At 62.8% G+C, this 16039-nt stretch carries 14 protein-coding genes and 1 pseudogene; all 15 read left to right on the plus strand.

Translation table 11 applies throughout. The features are described 5' to 3' along the window. The first annotated feature begins 140 nt into the window (after positions 1 to 140). The 15 genes and pseudogenes from urtA to ureG all read left to right on the plus strand — a co-directional run bounded on the left by urtA (position 141) and on the right by ureG (position 16009). Positions 141 to 1439 carry an urea ABC transporter substrate-binding protein gene (urtA, locus tag B0G74_RS15555; RefSeq protein WP_132375782.1) on the plus strand — a complete coding sequence of 433 codons (1299 nt, stop codon included), beginning with the start codon at positions 141 to 143 and terminating at the stop codon, positions 1437 to 1439. Positions 1440 to 1640: 201 nt separating this feature from the next. Further along, positions 1641 to 3302 carry an urea ABC transporter permease subunit UrtB gene (gene urtB, locus B0G74_RS15560; RefSeq protein WP_132375784.1) on the plus strand — a complete coding sequence of 554 codons (1662 nt, stop codon included), beginning with the start codon at positions 1641 to 1643 and terminating at the stop codon, positions 3300 to 3302. A 1-nt stretch (position 3303) separates the two neighbouring features. Beyond that, positions 3304 to 4489: pseudogene (urtC, locus tag B0G74_RS15565) on the plus strand (urea ABC transporter permease subunit UrtC). Continuing rightward, positions 4486 to 5349: an urea ABC transporter ATP-binding protein UrtD gene (urtD, locus tag B0G74_RS15570; RefSeq protein WP_132375785.1), complete on the plus strand. Its 864-nt coding sequence runs from the start codon at positions 4486 to 4488 to the stop codon at positions 5347 to 5349. Before urtC ends, urtD begins: the two are co-directional and overlap by 4 nt. Positions 5350 to 5421: 72 nt before the next feature. Then, positions 5422 to 6114, plus strand: a complete 693-nt coding sequence (urtE, locus tag B0G74_RS15575; RefSeq protein WP_132375787.1) for an urea ABC transporter ATP-binding subunit UrtE — start codon at positions 5422 to 5424, stop codon at positions 6112 to 6114. A 116-nt stretch (positions 6115 to 6230) separates the two neighbouring features. Then, on the plus strand, positions 6231 to 7112 hold the full coding sequence (locus B0G74_RS15580; RefSeq protein WP_132375788.1) for an urease accessory protein UreD: 882 nt from the start codon (positions 6231 to 6233) through the stop codon (positions 7110 to 7112). Between the two features lie 608 nt (positions 7113 to 7720). Then, a complete protein-coding gene (locus B0G74_RS15590; protein WP_243658192.1) occupies positions 7721 to 9190 on the plus strand; it encodes a sialate O-acetylesterase in 1470 nt (489 codons plus the stop codon). Between the two features lie 35 nt (positions 9191 to 9225). Continuing rightward, complete coding sequence (locus tag B0G74_RS15595; protein ID WP_243658193.1) at positions 9226 to 10329, plus strand: acyltransferase; 1104 nt, start codon at positions 9226 to 9228, stop codon at positions 10327 to 10329. Between the two features lie 256 nt (positions 10330 to 10585). Further along, on the plus strand, positions 10586 to 11389 hold the full coding sequence (locus B0G74_RS15600; protein WP_132375792.1) for a transporter substrate-binding domain-containing protein: 804 nt from the start codon (positions 10586 to 10588) through the stop codon (positions 11387 to 11389). Between the two features lie 175 nt (positions 11390 to 11564). Next, entirely contained in the window at positions 11565 to 11867 is a 303-nt protein-coding gene (ureA, locus tag B0G74_RS15605; protein WP_011487082.1) for an urease subunit gamma, read from the plus strand. Between the two features lie 28 nt (positions 11868 to 11895). Continuing rightward, positions 11896 to 12201: an urease subunit beta gene (locus B0G74_RS15610; RefSeq protein ID WP_132375794.1), complete on the plus strand. Its 306-nt coding sequence runs from the start codon at positions 11896 to 11898 to the stop codon at positions 12199 to 12201. A gap of 58 nt (positions 12202 to 12259) precedes the next feature. Then, the gene (gene ureC / locus B0G74_RS15615) at positions 12260 to 13966 is read left to right on the plus strand and encodes an urease subunit alpha (protein ID WP_132375796.1); all 1707 of its coding nucleotides are present in this window, start codon (positions 12260 to 12262) and stop codon (positions 13964 to 13966) included. A 3-nt stretch (positions 13967 to 13969) separates the two neighbouring features. Next, positions 13970 to 14677 (plus strand): urease accessory protein UreE, encoded by a 708-nt coding sequence (ureE, locus tag B0G74_RS15620; protein ID WP_132375798.1) that lies wholly within the window; start codon positions 13970 to 13972, stop codon positions 14675 to 14677. Then, positions 14664 to 15344, plus strand: a complete 681-nt coding sequence (locus B0G74_RS15625) for an urease accessory UreF family protein (protein ID WP_132376959.1) — start codon at positions 14664 to 14666, stop codon at positions 15342 to 15344. Before ureE ends, B0G74_RS15625 begins: the two co-directional genes overlap by 14 nt. An 11-nt stretch (positions 15345 to 15355) precedes the next feature. Next, positions 15356 to 16009: an urease accessory protein UreG gene (ureG, locus tag B0G74_RS15630; protein WP_132375800.1), complete on the plus strand. Its 654-nt coding sequence runs from the start codon at positions 15356 to 15358 to the stop codon at positions 16007 to 16009. Positions 16010 to 16039 lie beyond the last annotated feature (30 nt).

Raw genomic sequence — 16039 nt, forward strand, 5'->3', positions numbered from 1 at the left:
CATGCACTGCACGCCGTTCACGTCGAATTTACTGCATGGCATGTGCCTTGCAGTACACAAGCGGCAAGTCATGCGGGATAAGCCCTGCTGACCGAAATCGACGCCCATAAACAGTCACCATCAATGGCAAGGGGATATACATGAAACGTCGCAGTCTGTTGAAGTTCGGCTCCATGTCGGGCGCGCTGGCGCTTGCAGGTCAGGTTCCTTTTGCGCAGGCGCAATCCGGCAGCGGTCCGATCAAGGTGGGTATTCTGCATTCGCTATCGGGCACGATGGCGATCTCGGAGACCTCGCTCAAGGACACCGCGTTGATGACCATTGCGGACATCAACAAGAACGGCGGCGTGATGGGCCGTCAACTGGAGCCGGTGGTGGTCGACCCGGCGTCGAACTGGCCGCTCTTCGCTGAAAAAGCGCGTCAGCTGATCACCCAGGACAAGTGCGCCGTGGTGTTCGGCTGCTGGACCTCGGTGTCGCGTAAATCGGTGCTGCCGGTGTTCGAGGAACTGAACGGCCTGCTGTTCTACCCGGTGCAATACGAAGGCGAGGAAATGTCGCGCAACGTGTTCTACACGGGCGCGGCGCCGAACCAGCAGGCGATTCCTGCGACCGAATACCTGATGAGCGCGGAAGGCGGCGGCGCCAAGCGCTTCTTCCTGTTGGGCACCGACTATGTGTACCCCCGCACGACCAATAAGATCCTGCGCGCGTTCCTCAAGTCGAAGGGCGTGCAGGAAGCCGATATCCAGGAGGTCTACACGCCGTTCGGCCATAGCGACTATCAGACCATCGTCGCGAACATCAAGACGTTCTCGCAAGGCGGCAAGACCGCGGTGATCTCGACGGTGAACGGCGACTCGAACGTGCCGTTCTACAAGGAGCTGGGCAACCAGGGGCTGAAGGCGTCGGACGTGCCGGTCGTCGCGTTCTCGGTCGGCGAGGAAGAACTGCGCGGTATCGATACGAAGCCGCTGGTCGGCAACCTGGCCGCATGGAACTACTTCATGTCGCTGCGCAACCCGGCCAACGAGAAGTTCAAGAAGCAATGGGCCGCATGGGTCGCGCAGAACAACCTGCCGGGCGGCACCAAGCGCGTGACCAACGACCCGATGGAAGCGACCTTCGTCGGCATTCATTTGTGGAAGCAGGCGGTCGAGAAAGCGAAGAGCACGGACGTCGACAAGGTGCGCGTGGCGATGGTCGGTCAAAGTTTCGCAGCGCCGTCGGGCTTCACGCTGGAAATGGACGGCAATCACCACCTGCACAAACCGGTGATGATCGGCGAAGTGCGTGCCGACGGTCAGTTCAACGTGGTGTGGCGGACCAAGACCGCGATCCGCGCGCAGCCGTGGAGCCCGTTCATTGCCGGCAATTCGAGCAAGCCGGATGTGGTCAGCTCGATCCCGGCGTTCCTGAAGCGCTCGCGCGTCGCCTGACAGGAAGGCGTGCCGCGGCGGCAAAGCTAGCCGCCGTGACATGCCGATGCCATCCCGCGACGGGCGTGCCCACCGCGCCCGCTTTCGTGCCGTGATCCGGCGTCCCGGCGGCACGGCCTTCGCGCGCAGCAACCCGACGGCGCGGCAACGGCGCTTGCCCGTATGCCGCGCCGCTCCGCCGGATTTTCTTCAAAGGCCACCATGGCGTTTTCGATCCTCACCTTCACACGACAACGCGCACGAACACTGGCACGACGACTCGCGCGGCGCGGCGTCGCCGGCATCGCGCTCGTGCTGCTCGCCGGCGCGCCGCTGGCCGCCTTCGCGCTGACGCAAGCCGATGTCGCGCCGCTCGCCGGCGACGATTTCGATGCGAAATCCGCAGCCATCGACAAACTGATCGCCAATCACGACAAGGAATCGATGGCGGTGCTCAAAGCGCTGTCCGAAGACAGCGCGCTCGCCACCGACGCGGGCGCCGTGCTGCTGCAGGACGGCGACACCGCGCACGACGCCGTCACCGGCAAGACCATCGCCGCGGGCGACGCCCAGCCGATCACGCTAAACAACCTGCTGCGCTCGAAAGTCGCCGGCGCGTTGTCCGGTCTGCAACTCGATGCACCGGACGTGGCGACGCGTGCCGCCGCAGTCACGGCGCTGCTGCAGAACCCCGATCCGTCGATCAAACCGCTCGTCGACGCGGCTCGCGCGAAGGAAACCGATCCCGCGTTGAAGAAGCGCCTCGACACGCTGTGGGCGATGACGGCCCTGCACGACGCCGATCCGGCCAAGCGCCTCGAAGCCGTGCAACTGGTCGCCGCGCGGCACGACCTCGACATGAACGAACTGCTGCGGCCGCTCGTCGCGAAGAAGCCCGACGGCACCTTCGTGGAAGCCGACGACCGCGTGCGCGCCGCCGCGCAAAGCGGCATCGACGAACTCGATGCGATCCAGCGCCGCAGCCAGATCGCCGGCACGCTGTTCGCGGGCCTGTCGCTCGGCAGCGTGCTGCTGCTCGCCGCGCTGGGTCTCGCTATCACGTACGGGCTGATTGGCGTGATCAACATGGCGCACGGCGAATTCCTGATGATCGGCGCGTACGCGACCTATGTCGTGCAGAACCTGTTTCAGCGCTTCGCGCCCGGCGCTTTCGACTGGTATCCGCTGCTCGCCATTCCAGCCTCGTTCGTCGCCGCGGGACTGGTGGGCATCGTGCTCGAACGGCTAGTGCTCAAGCATCTGTACGGCCGTCCGCTCGAAACGCTGCTGACCACCTTCGGCATCAGCCTGATCCTGATTCAGGCAACGCGCATGCTGTTCGGCGCGCAGAACGTGCAGGTGGTCAACCCGGCGTGGATGAGCGGCGGCGTCACCGTCTTGCCCAATCTGATCCTGCCGTACAACCGGCTCGCGATTCTCGCGTTCTCGCTGATCGTGGTCGGGATCGCATGGGCCGTGCTCACGAAGACGCGCCTCGGACTCTTCGTGCGCGCCGTCACGCAGAACCGGCGCATGGCGGCCTGCGTCGGCGTGAAGACCGCGCGGGTCGATTCGTATGCGTTCGCGTTCGGCGCGGGCATCGCGGGTCTGGGCGGCTGTGCGCTCTCGCAGATCGGCAATGTCGGACCGGACCTCGGTCAGAGCTACATCATCGATTCGTTCATGGCCGTGGTGCTGGGCGGTGTCGGTCAACTGGCCGGCACGGTGATCGGCGGCTTCGGGCTCGGGCTCATCAGCAAAGCGATCGAACCGTTCTGGGGCGCGGTGCTCGCGAAGATCGCCGTGCTCGTGCTGATCGTGTTGTTCATCCAGAAGCGTCCGCAGGGCATGTTCGCCCTCAAGGGCCGCAGCGCGGAGGCATGAGATGACATCGGCAACCTCATCGGCTCACGTCGGCGCAACGAGCGGCGGCGCACTAGCCGGCCGCGACCCGCAAGCAGGTTTCGCACTCGGCCTGCCGCCGCGCCCCGCGCTGTTGTCGCGGCGCGCATGGCTCGCGCTGATCGCGTTGATCATCGTCTTCGGCCTGGGCGTGCCGTTCGCCACGCTGGTGGTGCCGGAGACGAGCGCGCTGCATCTGTCCGCCTATGCGACGACGATCACCGGCAAATTCATGTGCTACGCAATCGCGGCGCTCGCGCTCGATCTCGTGTGGGGCTACTGCGGCATTCTGAGCCTCGGCCACGCACTGTTCTTCGCGCTCGGCGGCTACGCGATCGGCATGTATCTGATGCGCTCGATCGGTCACGAAGGCAAATACGGCAGCGACCTGCCCGACTTCATGGTGTTTCTCGACTGGCATCAACTGCCGTGGTACTGGCAAGGCACGCAGCATCTCGGTTACGCACTGCTGCTGGTGGTGCTGGTGCCGGCCGTGGTGGCGTGGGTGTTCGGCTTCTTCACGTTCCGCTCGCGGGTGAAGGGCGTCTATCTGTCGATCATCACGCAAGCCATGACCTTCGCCGCGATGCTGCTGTTCTATCGCAACGAAACGGGCTTCGGCGGCAATAACGGCTTTACCGACTTCAAGCGCATCGGCGGCTTTCCGATCACGCATCCGGGCACGCGCACCGCCCTCTTGCTGATCACCTTCGCGGTGCTGATCCTCGCCTTCCTCGGCGCGCGGGCGATCGTCACTTCGAAGCTCGGCCGCGTCGTGACTGCGGTGCGCGACGGCGAAACGCGTTTGATGTTCCTCGGCTACAGCCCGCTCGCGTACAAGCTTTTTCGTGTGGACCGTGTCCGCCGTGTTGTGCGGCATCGCCGGCGCGCTGTACGTGCCGCAGGTCGGCATCATCAATCCGGGCGAGATGTCGCCGGGCAACTCGATCGAAATGGCGATCTGGGTCGCCGTGGGTGGACGCGGCACCTTGATCGGCCCGATCATCGGCGCCTTCGCGGTGAATGGCGCAAAGAGCTTCTTCACGGCGAACTTCCCTGAATACTGGCTGTTCTTTCTCGGTCTGATTTTCGTGCTGGTCCCGCTGTTCCTGCCGAACGGCATCATGGGACTGATCGAACTCGTGACGCGCAAGAGGAACCGCTCATGAACGAAAACCCGATGGTTCCTGATCTGGCTTTACCGGAAGAACCCGCTGAAACGTCGTTGAGCGGTGTCGCGAGCATGGGGCATGCGGTCGTGCCCGGCGAGATCGACGTGTCGCACGGCACGATCCTGTACCTCGAAGACGTGACCGTGAGCTTCGACGGCTTTCGCGCGCTGAATGCGCTGACCCTGCAGATCGATGCCGGCGAATTGCGTTGCATCATCGGTCCGAACGGCGCCGGCAAAACGACGATGATGGACGTCATCACCGGCAAGACGGAGCCGGATTCCGGCAAGGTGTATCTCGGCCAGTCGATCGACCTGACACGCATGAACGAGCCGTCGATTGCGCGTGCGGGCATCGGCCGCAAGTTTCAGAAGCCCACGGTGTTCGAGCAGCATCCCGTGTGGGAAAACCTCGAACTGGCGATGAAGGCCGACAAGGGCTGGTGGGCCTCGTTACGCGCGCGTCTGGATCGCGAGGCGCAAGCACGCATTGAAGAGACGCTGGCGCTGATCGGTCTGGAGAGCGAAGCGCGACGTCTTGCGGGCGAGCTGTCGCACGGTCAGAAGCAACGGCTCGAAATCGGCATGTTGCTGATGCAGCAGCCGGCGTTGCTGCTGCTCGACGAACCGGCCGCCGGCATGACCGACGACGAAACCATGCAGCTCGCCGAGCTGCTCAATCATCTGCGCGGCACCTGTTCGATGATGGTCGTCGAGCACGATATGGAGTTCGTCGCGGCGCTATCAGGCGAAGCCGGCAAGGTCACGGTGATGGCCGAAGGACGCGTACTCGCTCACGGCACGCTCGACGAAGTGAAGCGCGACGAGACGGTCATCGAGTCTTATCTGGGCCGGTGAAACGGGGCGGTGACACGGGCCGGTGAAACGGGCCGATGAAACGGGTCGGTGTAACAAAAGGGTCGAACGGACATGTTAGAAGTAGAAAACCTGAACCAGTACTACGGCGGCAGCCACATTCTGCGCGATGTGAAGCTCACCGTGCCCGACGGCAAACTCACCGTTCTGCTCGGCCGCAACGGCGTGGGCAAGACCACGCTGCTGCGCTGCCTGATGGGCGTCGTGCAAACGAAGAGCGGGTCCATCGCCTGGCGCGGTGCGCCGATCACCAAACTGCCCACCTACTCGCGCGTGGAAAAAGGCCTCGCTTATGTGCCGCAGGGGCGCGATATCTTTCCGCGCTTGACCGTCGAAGAAAATCTGCTGGTGGGCGCCGCCAGCAAGAAAGCGCCCAAGAAGATCCCGGATCGTATCTATGAACTGTTTCCGGTACTGAAGGATATGCGCAGCCGCCGCGGCGGGGATCTTTCCGGCGGTCAGCAGCAGCAGCTTGCCATTGGGCGGGCGCTGATGAGCGATCCGCAATTGCTGATTCTCGATGAACCCACTGAGGGTATCCAGCCGTCGATCATTCAGGATATCGGCCGCACGCTGCGTCAACTGGTCGAGGAAATGGGCATGACGGTGCTGCTCGTCGAGCAGTACTACGACTTCGCCAAGGACATCGCCGATCGGTATTGGGTGATGAGCCGCGGCGAGATCATCGCGGGCGGAGAAGGCGCCAATATGGATGCGGATGGCGTGCGGACGTTGATCGCCGTGTAAGCGGCACCTGCAAGCTGGCGTGCTATTCTCGCCGCATCCTGTGGCAACGCCGTTGAGCGTTGCTTGACGTGCGCAGGCACGATTTGCTTTTCTCCGTCTGGTCGCATTCCATTCGCATGTCGCTTCACGAAAATCACGTTACGCTCGCTGCCGCTCAGGCCGGTGCGCATTCGCTATGGCGCGCGCGTCTTGAACTTGGGTTCGTCAAGGATGGCGAACGGACTACGCTCAAGCACCGGTTGCATGATGGGCCGTTGCGGGTTCAAAGGCCGCTTTATCCTGAAGGACAGGGTGTCTGTCATGCGGTGATCGTGCACCCGCCTGGAGGGATCGCGGGTGGGGATCGCCTTGCTATTGATGTCGATGTCGGTGCCGAGGCGCATGCTGTTATTACCACGCCGGGGGCGACCAAGTGGTACAAGTCCAATGGACGTGAAGCGCAGCAGCATATCGCCGTGCGCGTCGGTGAGCGGGCTAAGCTCGATTGGCTGCCGCAGAATAATATCGTTTTCGATCAGGCGAATGCGAAGCTTAATTTTTCGTTGACGCTTGGTGAAGGCGCGACTGCGATCGGGTGGGATGCGACGCAGCTTGGGCGGCAGGCTGCTGGTGAACGGTGGTCCGATGGTCGTTTGTGTGCGGTGTCTCGGATCGTTGGGGCTAACGGGGAGTTGCTCTGGTTTGAACGGGCCAGTCTCTCGGCAAATGATTCGCTGCGCGATGCTGCTCAAGGGTTGGCCGGGTTTCCTGCCTATGGGACGCTTTGGGCCGTTGGGGATGCTTGTGATGATGCGCTTGCTGAAGCGTTGACTGCTCAACTGCCGTTTGATGATTCTGTTCGGGTTGCCGCTTCTTGTGTGACTTCGCGAGTGCTCGTCGTGCGCGGGGTTGCGAGGTCGATGGAGATGTTGCAGCGGGCGCTTATCAAATGCTGGATTCAGTTGCGGCCGGTTGTGCATGGGGTTGAGGGGGTGCCTTTGCGGATTTGGGCCACTTGAGGTTGGCCTTTCCTTGAAGTCACGGTGGTCTATTGGCGTTGCCCCTGTGCGGGGCGGCACCTACTTTCTTTGCATGCCGCAAAGAAAGTAGGCAAAGAAAGCGGCTTCACACCGCTAGCCCATAAGCGGGTCCCCCGCGCAGTCGCGGTAGTGGTGCATCTGGAATCCGTGCTCTCGCACATTCCGCGTTCGTGACACAGCCGTCATTCTTCCGGCGGCGCTGCGCGCGCCGTCGTGGTCTTCGTACATGCATGTCTTGAAACGTCTGGACATTTAGATCGTATGGCCTAGCCTGGGTCCGTGCGGCCATTTACGTGCGAGGTCGCACATAACGCATTCCGCGATCCCCTTACAATCGTCCAGCGCAGATGAACGCTAAGGATCACCGAATGCGTTTCGTATACCTCGTCTTACCGGCCATCGTATGCTGCGCGTGCTCGCAGCATGATAGTCGCGCGGCCTTTTCTCCAGAGGATCGCGGTATCGAAAGCGCTGTGCACGAATGGAGAGACAAGTTCGACCCGCTGTGGCGATATAACCGCACAACGTGCGGAGCCGGGAGCGTCGCGCTCGCTGATGTTAAAAGTCTGGTCCAGCAGCTCTTGCATGTGTCGACGGCGACTGCCTGCGATCGCCTGACGGCGCTGCCTGAAACCTACAACACGCAAGTCGACGGCAACCACGCGAGCGTGGTGGTGCAAAACGTCGACGGCCGGCCGGGTAGTCGGATCCAGTTCGTTCTTGCTTCGTCGGCCGGCGGCTGGGCGGTGCAGAAAGTGTCGGCGGCAAGCGCGCTGTCCGCGACGACTATCTTCGACGCATCACAGGCAGGTTCTGGCGATGGGCGCATCGAGCCGGCTTATTCGGCATGGATTCCGCACGGCGCAGCGCCTTGGGACATCACTCACGTCATTAGCTACGGCCAATCGCTCAGCCAGGGGTTTTTTAACAAACCCGTACTGTCCACCCGTCAACGTTATTCCTCGTTGCGATTCAACGGCGGCGTGCGGGCTCAAGACGGCGTGCAAAGCGAAGGCGTCGAAGTGGCGTACAAGCAGTTCGTACCGTTAGTCGAGACTCAATGGGGTGACAAGGCCGAGACGCCGACCAGCGGGACGCTGAATATGGCCATGCAATTGATCGAGCAGGAGAACCTGCAAAGTCATGCGGATCTCCCCTACCGGTTTATTGGATCGGCACCGGGTGAAGGATCGATGGACATTGCGACGCTGTCGGCACCAGGGCGCTATTACTCACAGCTGCTGCGAGACATCGCCCAGGGAAAACGGCTCGCGGACGCCCAAGGCAAGACTTACGGCGTCGGCGCAATCACGTGGACGCAAGGGGAAGCCGACGATTCCAGCCAGACATCGATTCCGACTTACATTGCGAAGCTAAGGAGCTTGCGGGCCGACGTCGATCGCGATGCCAAGGCATTGACGGGACAGAAACAGGACGTCGAGATGATCACCTATCAGGTGGCCACGCATCGCCATTTCGATCAGCGGTATCCGCACATCGCGCTCGCGCTGCTGGAAGCCAGCCACGAAGATCCACACATTCATCTGGCTGTGCCGATGTATCTCTTTCGTTACGTGGACGGTGGACATACCGACAATCGCAGCACCGAATGGATGGGCGCCTACTATGGGCTGGTCCTGAAGAGGATTCTGATCGACAAACAGACGTGGACGCCTCTCGAGCCGTTGAACTGGCGACGCGAGGGCACGACGGCCGTGCTGCGCTTCAATGTCCCCGCCCCGCCTCTCAGATGGGACACGACGCAGGTTGCCGGCAATTCGGACTATGGTTTCTCGTTGCGCCTGCCGTCCGGCGACTTGCTGCCGATCCAGTCGGTATCGATCACCGGACCCGACGAGGTGAGCATTATGGCTAAATCGCCTATCCCTGCCGGTACGCACATCGAGTACGCATTCAACGGCGTTGGCGTCGCGGGAAGCCGTTATGGTCCGCGTGGCAATCTGCGGGATTCACAGGGCGACGTGATCCGCTTCAATGACGGACGCGAATCGATGCGCCTCGACAACTGGTGCGTGATTTTCGATGTGCAGCTTTAGCACTGCATGAAGGCCCGGCCGCATCGCATGGCAACATGAACCCGAACGAGGGAATGGTGAAAGAAGAGCGCATCAGAGGCGGCCTGGCAATTTCCATCATTGCGATCGTGTGCGCCGAAGTGCTGCACCGGATCAGCGACGCCGGTTTCCTGCAAGATGGTCACGTGTCTCGCGTCCTGAAGATTGTTCAGTACGCCGCAAGCACGTCGGGATACCCGACGGTCTTCTTCCTTCTCGGCATGAGTGCGCTAACGTATTTGCAACGCTCTCGCGCCGCGCTGCTGAAATCAATCGCCCTGGCCGTGCTCTATCCCTATCTGCTGTGGTCGATATTGCAGATGGCTGTGCAGTGGCTCGTCGCGGACTATAAAGACTACGCCGCCGAGCAGTTCGAATTGACTCGTCTGGCATCGGCACCCGTTGGGCAATTCTGGTTTCTTTACGCGCTGTTCATCTGTCAGATCGTCGCGTGCATCAGCGTATGGCCACGGCCCACAAAGGTCCGATGCGCGTTGACGGTGGCAAATCGCGGCCTGATCGCCGCGATGATCCTCGTCAGCGCCACCGTCGCGATACGGAGCCACTGGGGCATTGTCACAATGACGTCTTGGGGCCTTGTCTTCTTTCTGTCCGGCGTGCTGCTCGCCTCCCGGTCGGACCGGCAAAGCGGCAACGCCTCTGGCCTTCGCGTCGCGTTGGTAGCGGGAATCGCGTTTGCAGCCGCCGCGATCGTGGGGCAACGTTCAGGCCACTATCTGGACTTATATTCTCTACTGACAAGTTTTCTGGGTATCGCGGCGGCCCTTTCGGTTGGACGGTGCCTGCCGATATGGCGAACGTCGCGCTGGATCGCGTCGATCGGCTCCTCGTGGAAGCCGGTCTACCTCCTGCATGTGTTCGCAACCGCGTTGGTCTGGAATGCGTTGCTGGCCCGCGGCATCAGTCAGCCACTTGTCCACTTCGTGCTCGGGAGTGCGGCCGGTTTGGCGTTACCGATAGCGATCTATCTGATAACGAAGCGCCTTGGAATCGCGAGTTGGGCAGGCTTCGATGAGCTTGCGGCAGTGCGGAGCGAAGGCACGCCGTTTTCAGGCGCCGCTCCGCGGAGTCCTGACAAGGCCGCAAAGTCACGTGCGTGACTTTGGCCATCGGGAGTCGTGTCGGCGTCAAGCATGAGCACTGCTTCACTGGCACGGTGTGGCCTTTCACCGGCGTAAGACAGGGCGTGCACCAATCCGGCGCATGTCGACGCCTCAACTGAGTGCATCCCTCGTCCTGCCGTGCCGCCAGCCCATGCTGCACCGCCATGGCACATACCTTGCGTCGCCATTCCCCACGATGCTGCCGCGTCCTGACGGCAGCCGACCGGCTCGTCGCCACCACCGCTCACAGAACATGACTCGATCGACTCTTCGCCCCGCGCGTCGCGCCTGGCTCGCCGCACTGCTGCTCTCGCCCGTCCTCGCCGTCAATGCGCCCGCCGCTCACGCGGATACGCTCGATAACATTGCCAAGGCCGGTGTGCTCAAAGTCGCCGTGCCGGAAGACTATCCGCCGTTCGGTTCGGTCGGCGCGGACATGAAGCCGCAAGGCTACGACATCGACACAGCCGCCCTGCTCGCGAAGTCGATGAACGTGAAGCTCGAACTCGTGCCGGTCAATAGCGCCAATCGCATCCCCTATCTGCAAACGGGCAAGGTCGATCTGGTGATCTCGTCGCTCGGCAAGACGCCGGATCGCGAGAAGGTGATCGATTTTTCGACCGCCTATGCGCCGTATTACCAGGGCGTGTTCGGTCCCGCCGATATCAAGGTCAGCGGCCCCGCGGATCTGACCGGCAAGACGGTCGGCGCAACCCGCGGCGCGCTGGAGGAAATCGGTCTCACGCAAATGGCGCCGAACGCGACCATCAAGCGCTTCGAGGACAACAACGCGACTATCGCCGCGTTCCTGTCGGGCCAGGTGCAGTTGATCGCCGCGGGCAACATCGTCGCGGCCGCGATCCTCGCGAAGAATCCGCCGCGCCGCCCGGAACCGAAGTTCGTCATCAAGAATTCGCCGTGCTTCGTTGGCATGAACAAGAACGAGCCACGCCTGCAGCAAAAAGTGAACGCCGCCATCGTGCAAGCGAAGCAGGACGGCACGCTCAACACGATGTCGAAGAAGTGGTTCAGCGCGCCGCTGCCGGCCGATCTGTAAGCGCGCCGTTAGCCGAACTTGATACCGTGACTGGCTTATCCGGCATTGCACTCGTCATGGACACATCCCGTGCAGCGCACGCGATCGCGGCCATGACGCGCAGCGTCTATCATTGTCGCGGCCGGTCCCGCCCGGGATCGTCACAACGACCGTTGCAACCCTACGCACTCATTCGATGAAGCTGACACCTCGCGAGAAGGACAAGCTGCTGATCTTCACCGCCGCGCTGCTTGCCGAACGGCGCCGTGCGCGCGGCCTCAAACTGAACTATCCGGAAGCGATCGCCTTCATCACCGCCGCGCTGATGGAAGCGGCTCGCGACGGCAAGACCGTCGCCGAGGTGATGCACTACGGCACCACTCTGCTCACCCGCGACGACGTCATGGAGGGCGTGCCGGAGATGATTCCCGACATTCAGGTCGAAGCCACGTTCCCCGACGGCACCAAGCTCGTCACCGTTCACCATCCGATTCCCTAATCACCGAAATCACATAAGGCAGCCCCAGATGATTCCCGGCGAACTCCTCATCGACGACGGCGAACACGAACTCAACGCGGGCCGCGCCACCGTCACGGTGGTCGTGTCGAATACCGGCGACCGTCCGGTGCAAATCGGCTCGCACTATCACTTCTATGAAGTGAACGAGGCGCTCGCGTTCGATCGCGAAGTCGCGCGCGGCTTCCGGCTGAACATCGCGGCGGGCACCGCCGTGCGCTTCGAACCCGGCCAGGAGCGCACCGTCGAACTGGTTGCATTGGCGGGCGATCGCGTCGTCTACGGCTTCAACGGCAAGGTGATGGGCAAGCTGTGAGGCCCCGCCCTCTCTCGTCACGAGCCCAGATCGCCCTGTTCATTTCCGGACCCACACCATGACCTTACGCATTGGCCGCCGCGCGTACGCGGAAATGTTCGGCCCCACCACCGGCGACCGCGTGCGCCTCGCCGACACCGAATTGCTGATCGAAGTCGAGCGTGACTTCACCACCTACGGCGAAGAAGTGAAGTTCGGCGGCGGCAAAGTGATTCGCGACGGCATGGGCCAGTCGCAACGCGTGCATGCCGACGTGGTCGATACCGTCGTGACGAATGCCGTGATTCTGGATCACTGGGGCATCGTCAAGGCCGACATCGGCATCAAGGACGGCCGCATCGCCGCGATCGGCAAAGCGGGCAATCCCGACATCCAGCCGAACGTGACGATCGCGATCGGCGCCTCCACCGAAGTGATCGCGGGCGAAGGCCTGATCGTGACGGCGGGCGGCATCGACACGCATATTCACTTCATCAGCCCGCAGCAGATCGAAGAAGCGCTCGCGAGCGGTGTGACCACCATGCTCGGCGGCGGCACCGGTCCGGCCACGGGCACGAACGCCACGACCTGTACGCCGGGTCCGTGGCATCTCGAACGCATGCTGCAAGCGGCTGACGGTTATCCGATGAATCTCGGCTTTCTCGGCAAGGGCAACGTAAGCCAGCCGCAGCCGGCGCTGGAGCAGATCGCCGCGGGCGCAATCGGTTTGAAGTTGCATGAGGACTGGGGCACCACGCCGGCGGCGATCGACAACTGTCTCTCCGTCGCCGACGATACCGACACGCAGGTCGCAATCCACACGGACACGCTGAACGAAGCGGGTTTTGTCGAAGCGACCGTGGCCGCTTTCAAGGGCCGCACGATCCACACGTATCACACGGAAGGCGCGGGCGGCGGCCACGCGCCGGACATCATCAAGGTATGCGGCGAAGCGAACGTGCTGCCCTCCTCGACCAATCCGACGCGCCCGTACACCGTCAACACGCTCGAAGAGCACCTCGACATGCTGATGGTGTGCCATCACCTCGATCCGTCGATTGCGGAAGACATCGCGTTCGCCGAATCGCGCATTCGCCGCGAAACGATTGCCGCCGAAGACATCCTGCACGATCTCGGCGCGCTGTCGATGCTGTCGTCGGATTCGCAGGCCATGGGCCGGGTCGGCGAAGTGATCATCCGCACGTGGCAGACGGCGCACAAGATGAAGGTGCAACGCGGCGCGCTGCCTGAGGACAACGCGCACCACGACAACTTCCGTGCGAAGCGCTACGTCGCCAAGTACACGATCAACCCGGCGATCACGCACGGCATCGCGCATGAAGTCGGCTCGATCGAGCCGGGCAAGTGGGCTGACCTGGTGTTCTGGGAACCGGCGTTCTTCGGCATCAAGCCGTCGCTGATCCTCAAGGGCGGCATGATCGCGATGGCGCAGATGGGCGATCCCAACGCATCGATTCCGACGCCGCAGCCGGTGCATTATCGCGAGATGTTCGCGACGCGCGGCGGCGCATTGGGACGCACGTCGCTGACCTTCGTCTCGCAGATCGCCGCCGATGCCGGCGTCGGCGAACGCTACGGCCTGAACAAGCGTATCGTTGCGGTCAGGAACTGCCGCAACATCTCGAAGGCAGACATGATCCACAATGCGTGGCGCCCGGCGATCAGCGTCGATCCGGAAACCTATCAGGTGATCGCCGACGGTCAGTTGCTGACCTGCGAACCGGCCACCGTGCTGCCGATGGCGCAACGCTACTTTCTGTTCTAAATCATGCGCACCATCGACAAACTCATCGCGCCGCATCTGAAGCTCGCACCCGTGCTGGTCAAGCGCGCACCGACCCTGACGCTGGCGTTCGACGACCGGCGCAAGAGCCGGCTCGCGGCCACGCTCGATAGCGGCGAAGAAGTCGCGCTGCTGCTGCCGCGCGGCACTGTGCTGCGCGAGGGCGACGTCCTGGTCGCCGACGACGGCGGCCTCGTGCGCGTCGTCGCCGCGCCGGAAACGGTGCTCTACGTGCGCGCGAAAGATGCGTTGACGCTCACGCGCGCCGCCTATCACCTCGGCAATCGCCACACGCCGGTGGAAGTCGGCGCGGACTATCTGAAGCTCGAATACGATCCGGTGCTGGCCGACATGCTCAAGCGCATCGGCGCGACGGTCGATCAGGTCTCGATGCCGTTCCAGCCGGAATCCGGCGCGTATGGCGGCGGCCATAAGCATGGTCACGACGAAACCTTCGCCGAAGACTATGCGCTCGCGCAGCAGGTGTTCGGCGAGCATCATGGGCATGAGCATTCGCATGACCATGAGCATGAGCATAGCCACGCGGCGCAAGGGCATGCGCATTCGCACGGCCATGACCACGGCCATGAGCACGGGCATGAGCACGCGCACGATCATGACCACGATCACGGCGATCACGTCCACGACGAATCGTGCGGTCACGGGCATCACCACCATCATGCGCATCGCTGAACTGACGGCGCTGCTGCATCTTGCGTCGCCGGCGCTGCCGATTGGCGCTTTCAGCTACTCGCAGGGTCTCGAAGCCGCCATCGAAGCACAACTGATCACCGATGCCGACTCCGCCCGCGAGTGGATCGCCAGCGGCTTGACCGACGTGCTCGCGCACGGCGAACTGCCGTTCCTCGCGCATCAGATGGCACGCTGGCGCACGCATGACGCCTCGGCCCTCGCACACGCCAACAGCGAATTCCTGGCGAGCCGTGAATCCGCGGAATTGCGCCGCGAAACGGAACAAATGGGCTGGTCGTTGCGGCAGCTGTGCGTATCGCTCGAATGGGGCGACGCCGAGCGGCGCGCGACGCTCGCCTCGATGACGCCGCTCGCTCAACCCACCGCGTTCGCCTTCGCCGCCTACGCCCACGACGCAGCCGTCGACGCCGCCCTCGCCGCCTACGCCTTCAGCTGGGTGGAAAACCAGGCGGCCGCCGCGTTGAAGGCCGTGCCGTTGGGCCAGCTCGCCGGTCAACGCATCATCGTCGCGTTGCGCGAGCCGATCGATGCCGCCGTCACGCGCGCCATGGCCACGTCGCCCGAAAACATCAACACCTTCGCGCCGCAACTCGGCATTCTCTCGGCGCGTCACGAGTCGCAGTATTCGCGGCTCTTTCGCTCATAACACGAACCATCATGAACGCACCTCATCATCCCGCCCACTCGTCCGTCCGCACGAAGAAACTGCCGCCGCTGCGCGTGGGCGTCGGCGGCCCGGTCGGCTCGGGCAAGACCACGCTGCTCGAAATGCTCTGCAAGGCGATGCGCGAACAGTACGACCTCGTCGCCATCACCAACGACATCTATACGAAAGAGGACCAGCGTCTGTTGACGGTAGCGGGCGCGTTGCCGGCTGAACGGATCATGGGCGTCGAAACGGGCGGCTGTCCGCACACGGCGATTCGCGAGGACGCGTCGATCAATCTCGAAGCCGTCGACCGCATGCTGACGCGTTTTCCCGATGCGGACATCGTGTTCATCGAATCGGGCGGCGACAACCTCGCGGCGACGTTCAGTCCGGAACTGTCGGACCTGACGATCTATGTGATCGACGTGGCGGGTGGCGAGAAGATTCCGCGTAAAGGCGGCCCCGGCATCACGAAGTCCGATCTGCTGGTGATCAACAAGACGGACCTCGCGCCGATGGTCGGCGCGAATCTCGAGGTGATGGCGTCGGACGCCAAGAAGATGCGCGGCGAACGGCCCTTCGTGATGTGCAATCTGAAGGCGCTCGACGGCCTGGATGTGGTGGTGAAGTTTATCGAGGAGAAGGGGTTGTTGAAGGTGTGAGACGCGGGCGCGCGTGCCGCGTTTGCGCCC

Origin of the sequence: Paraburkholderia sp. BL9I2N2 (assembly GCF_004339745.1) — a bacterium.
Taxonomy (GTDB): domain Bacteria; phylum Pseudomonadota; class Gammaproteobacteria; order Burkholderiales; family Burkholderiaceae; genus Paraburkholderia.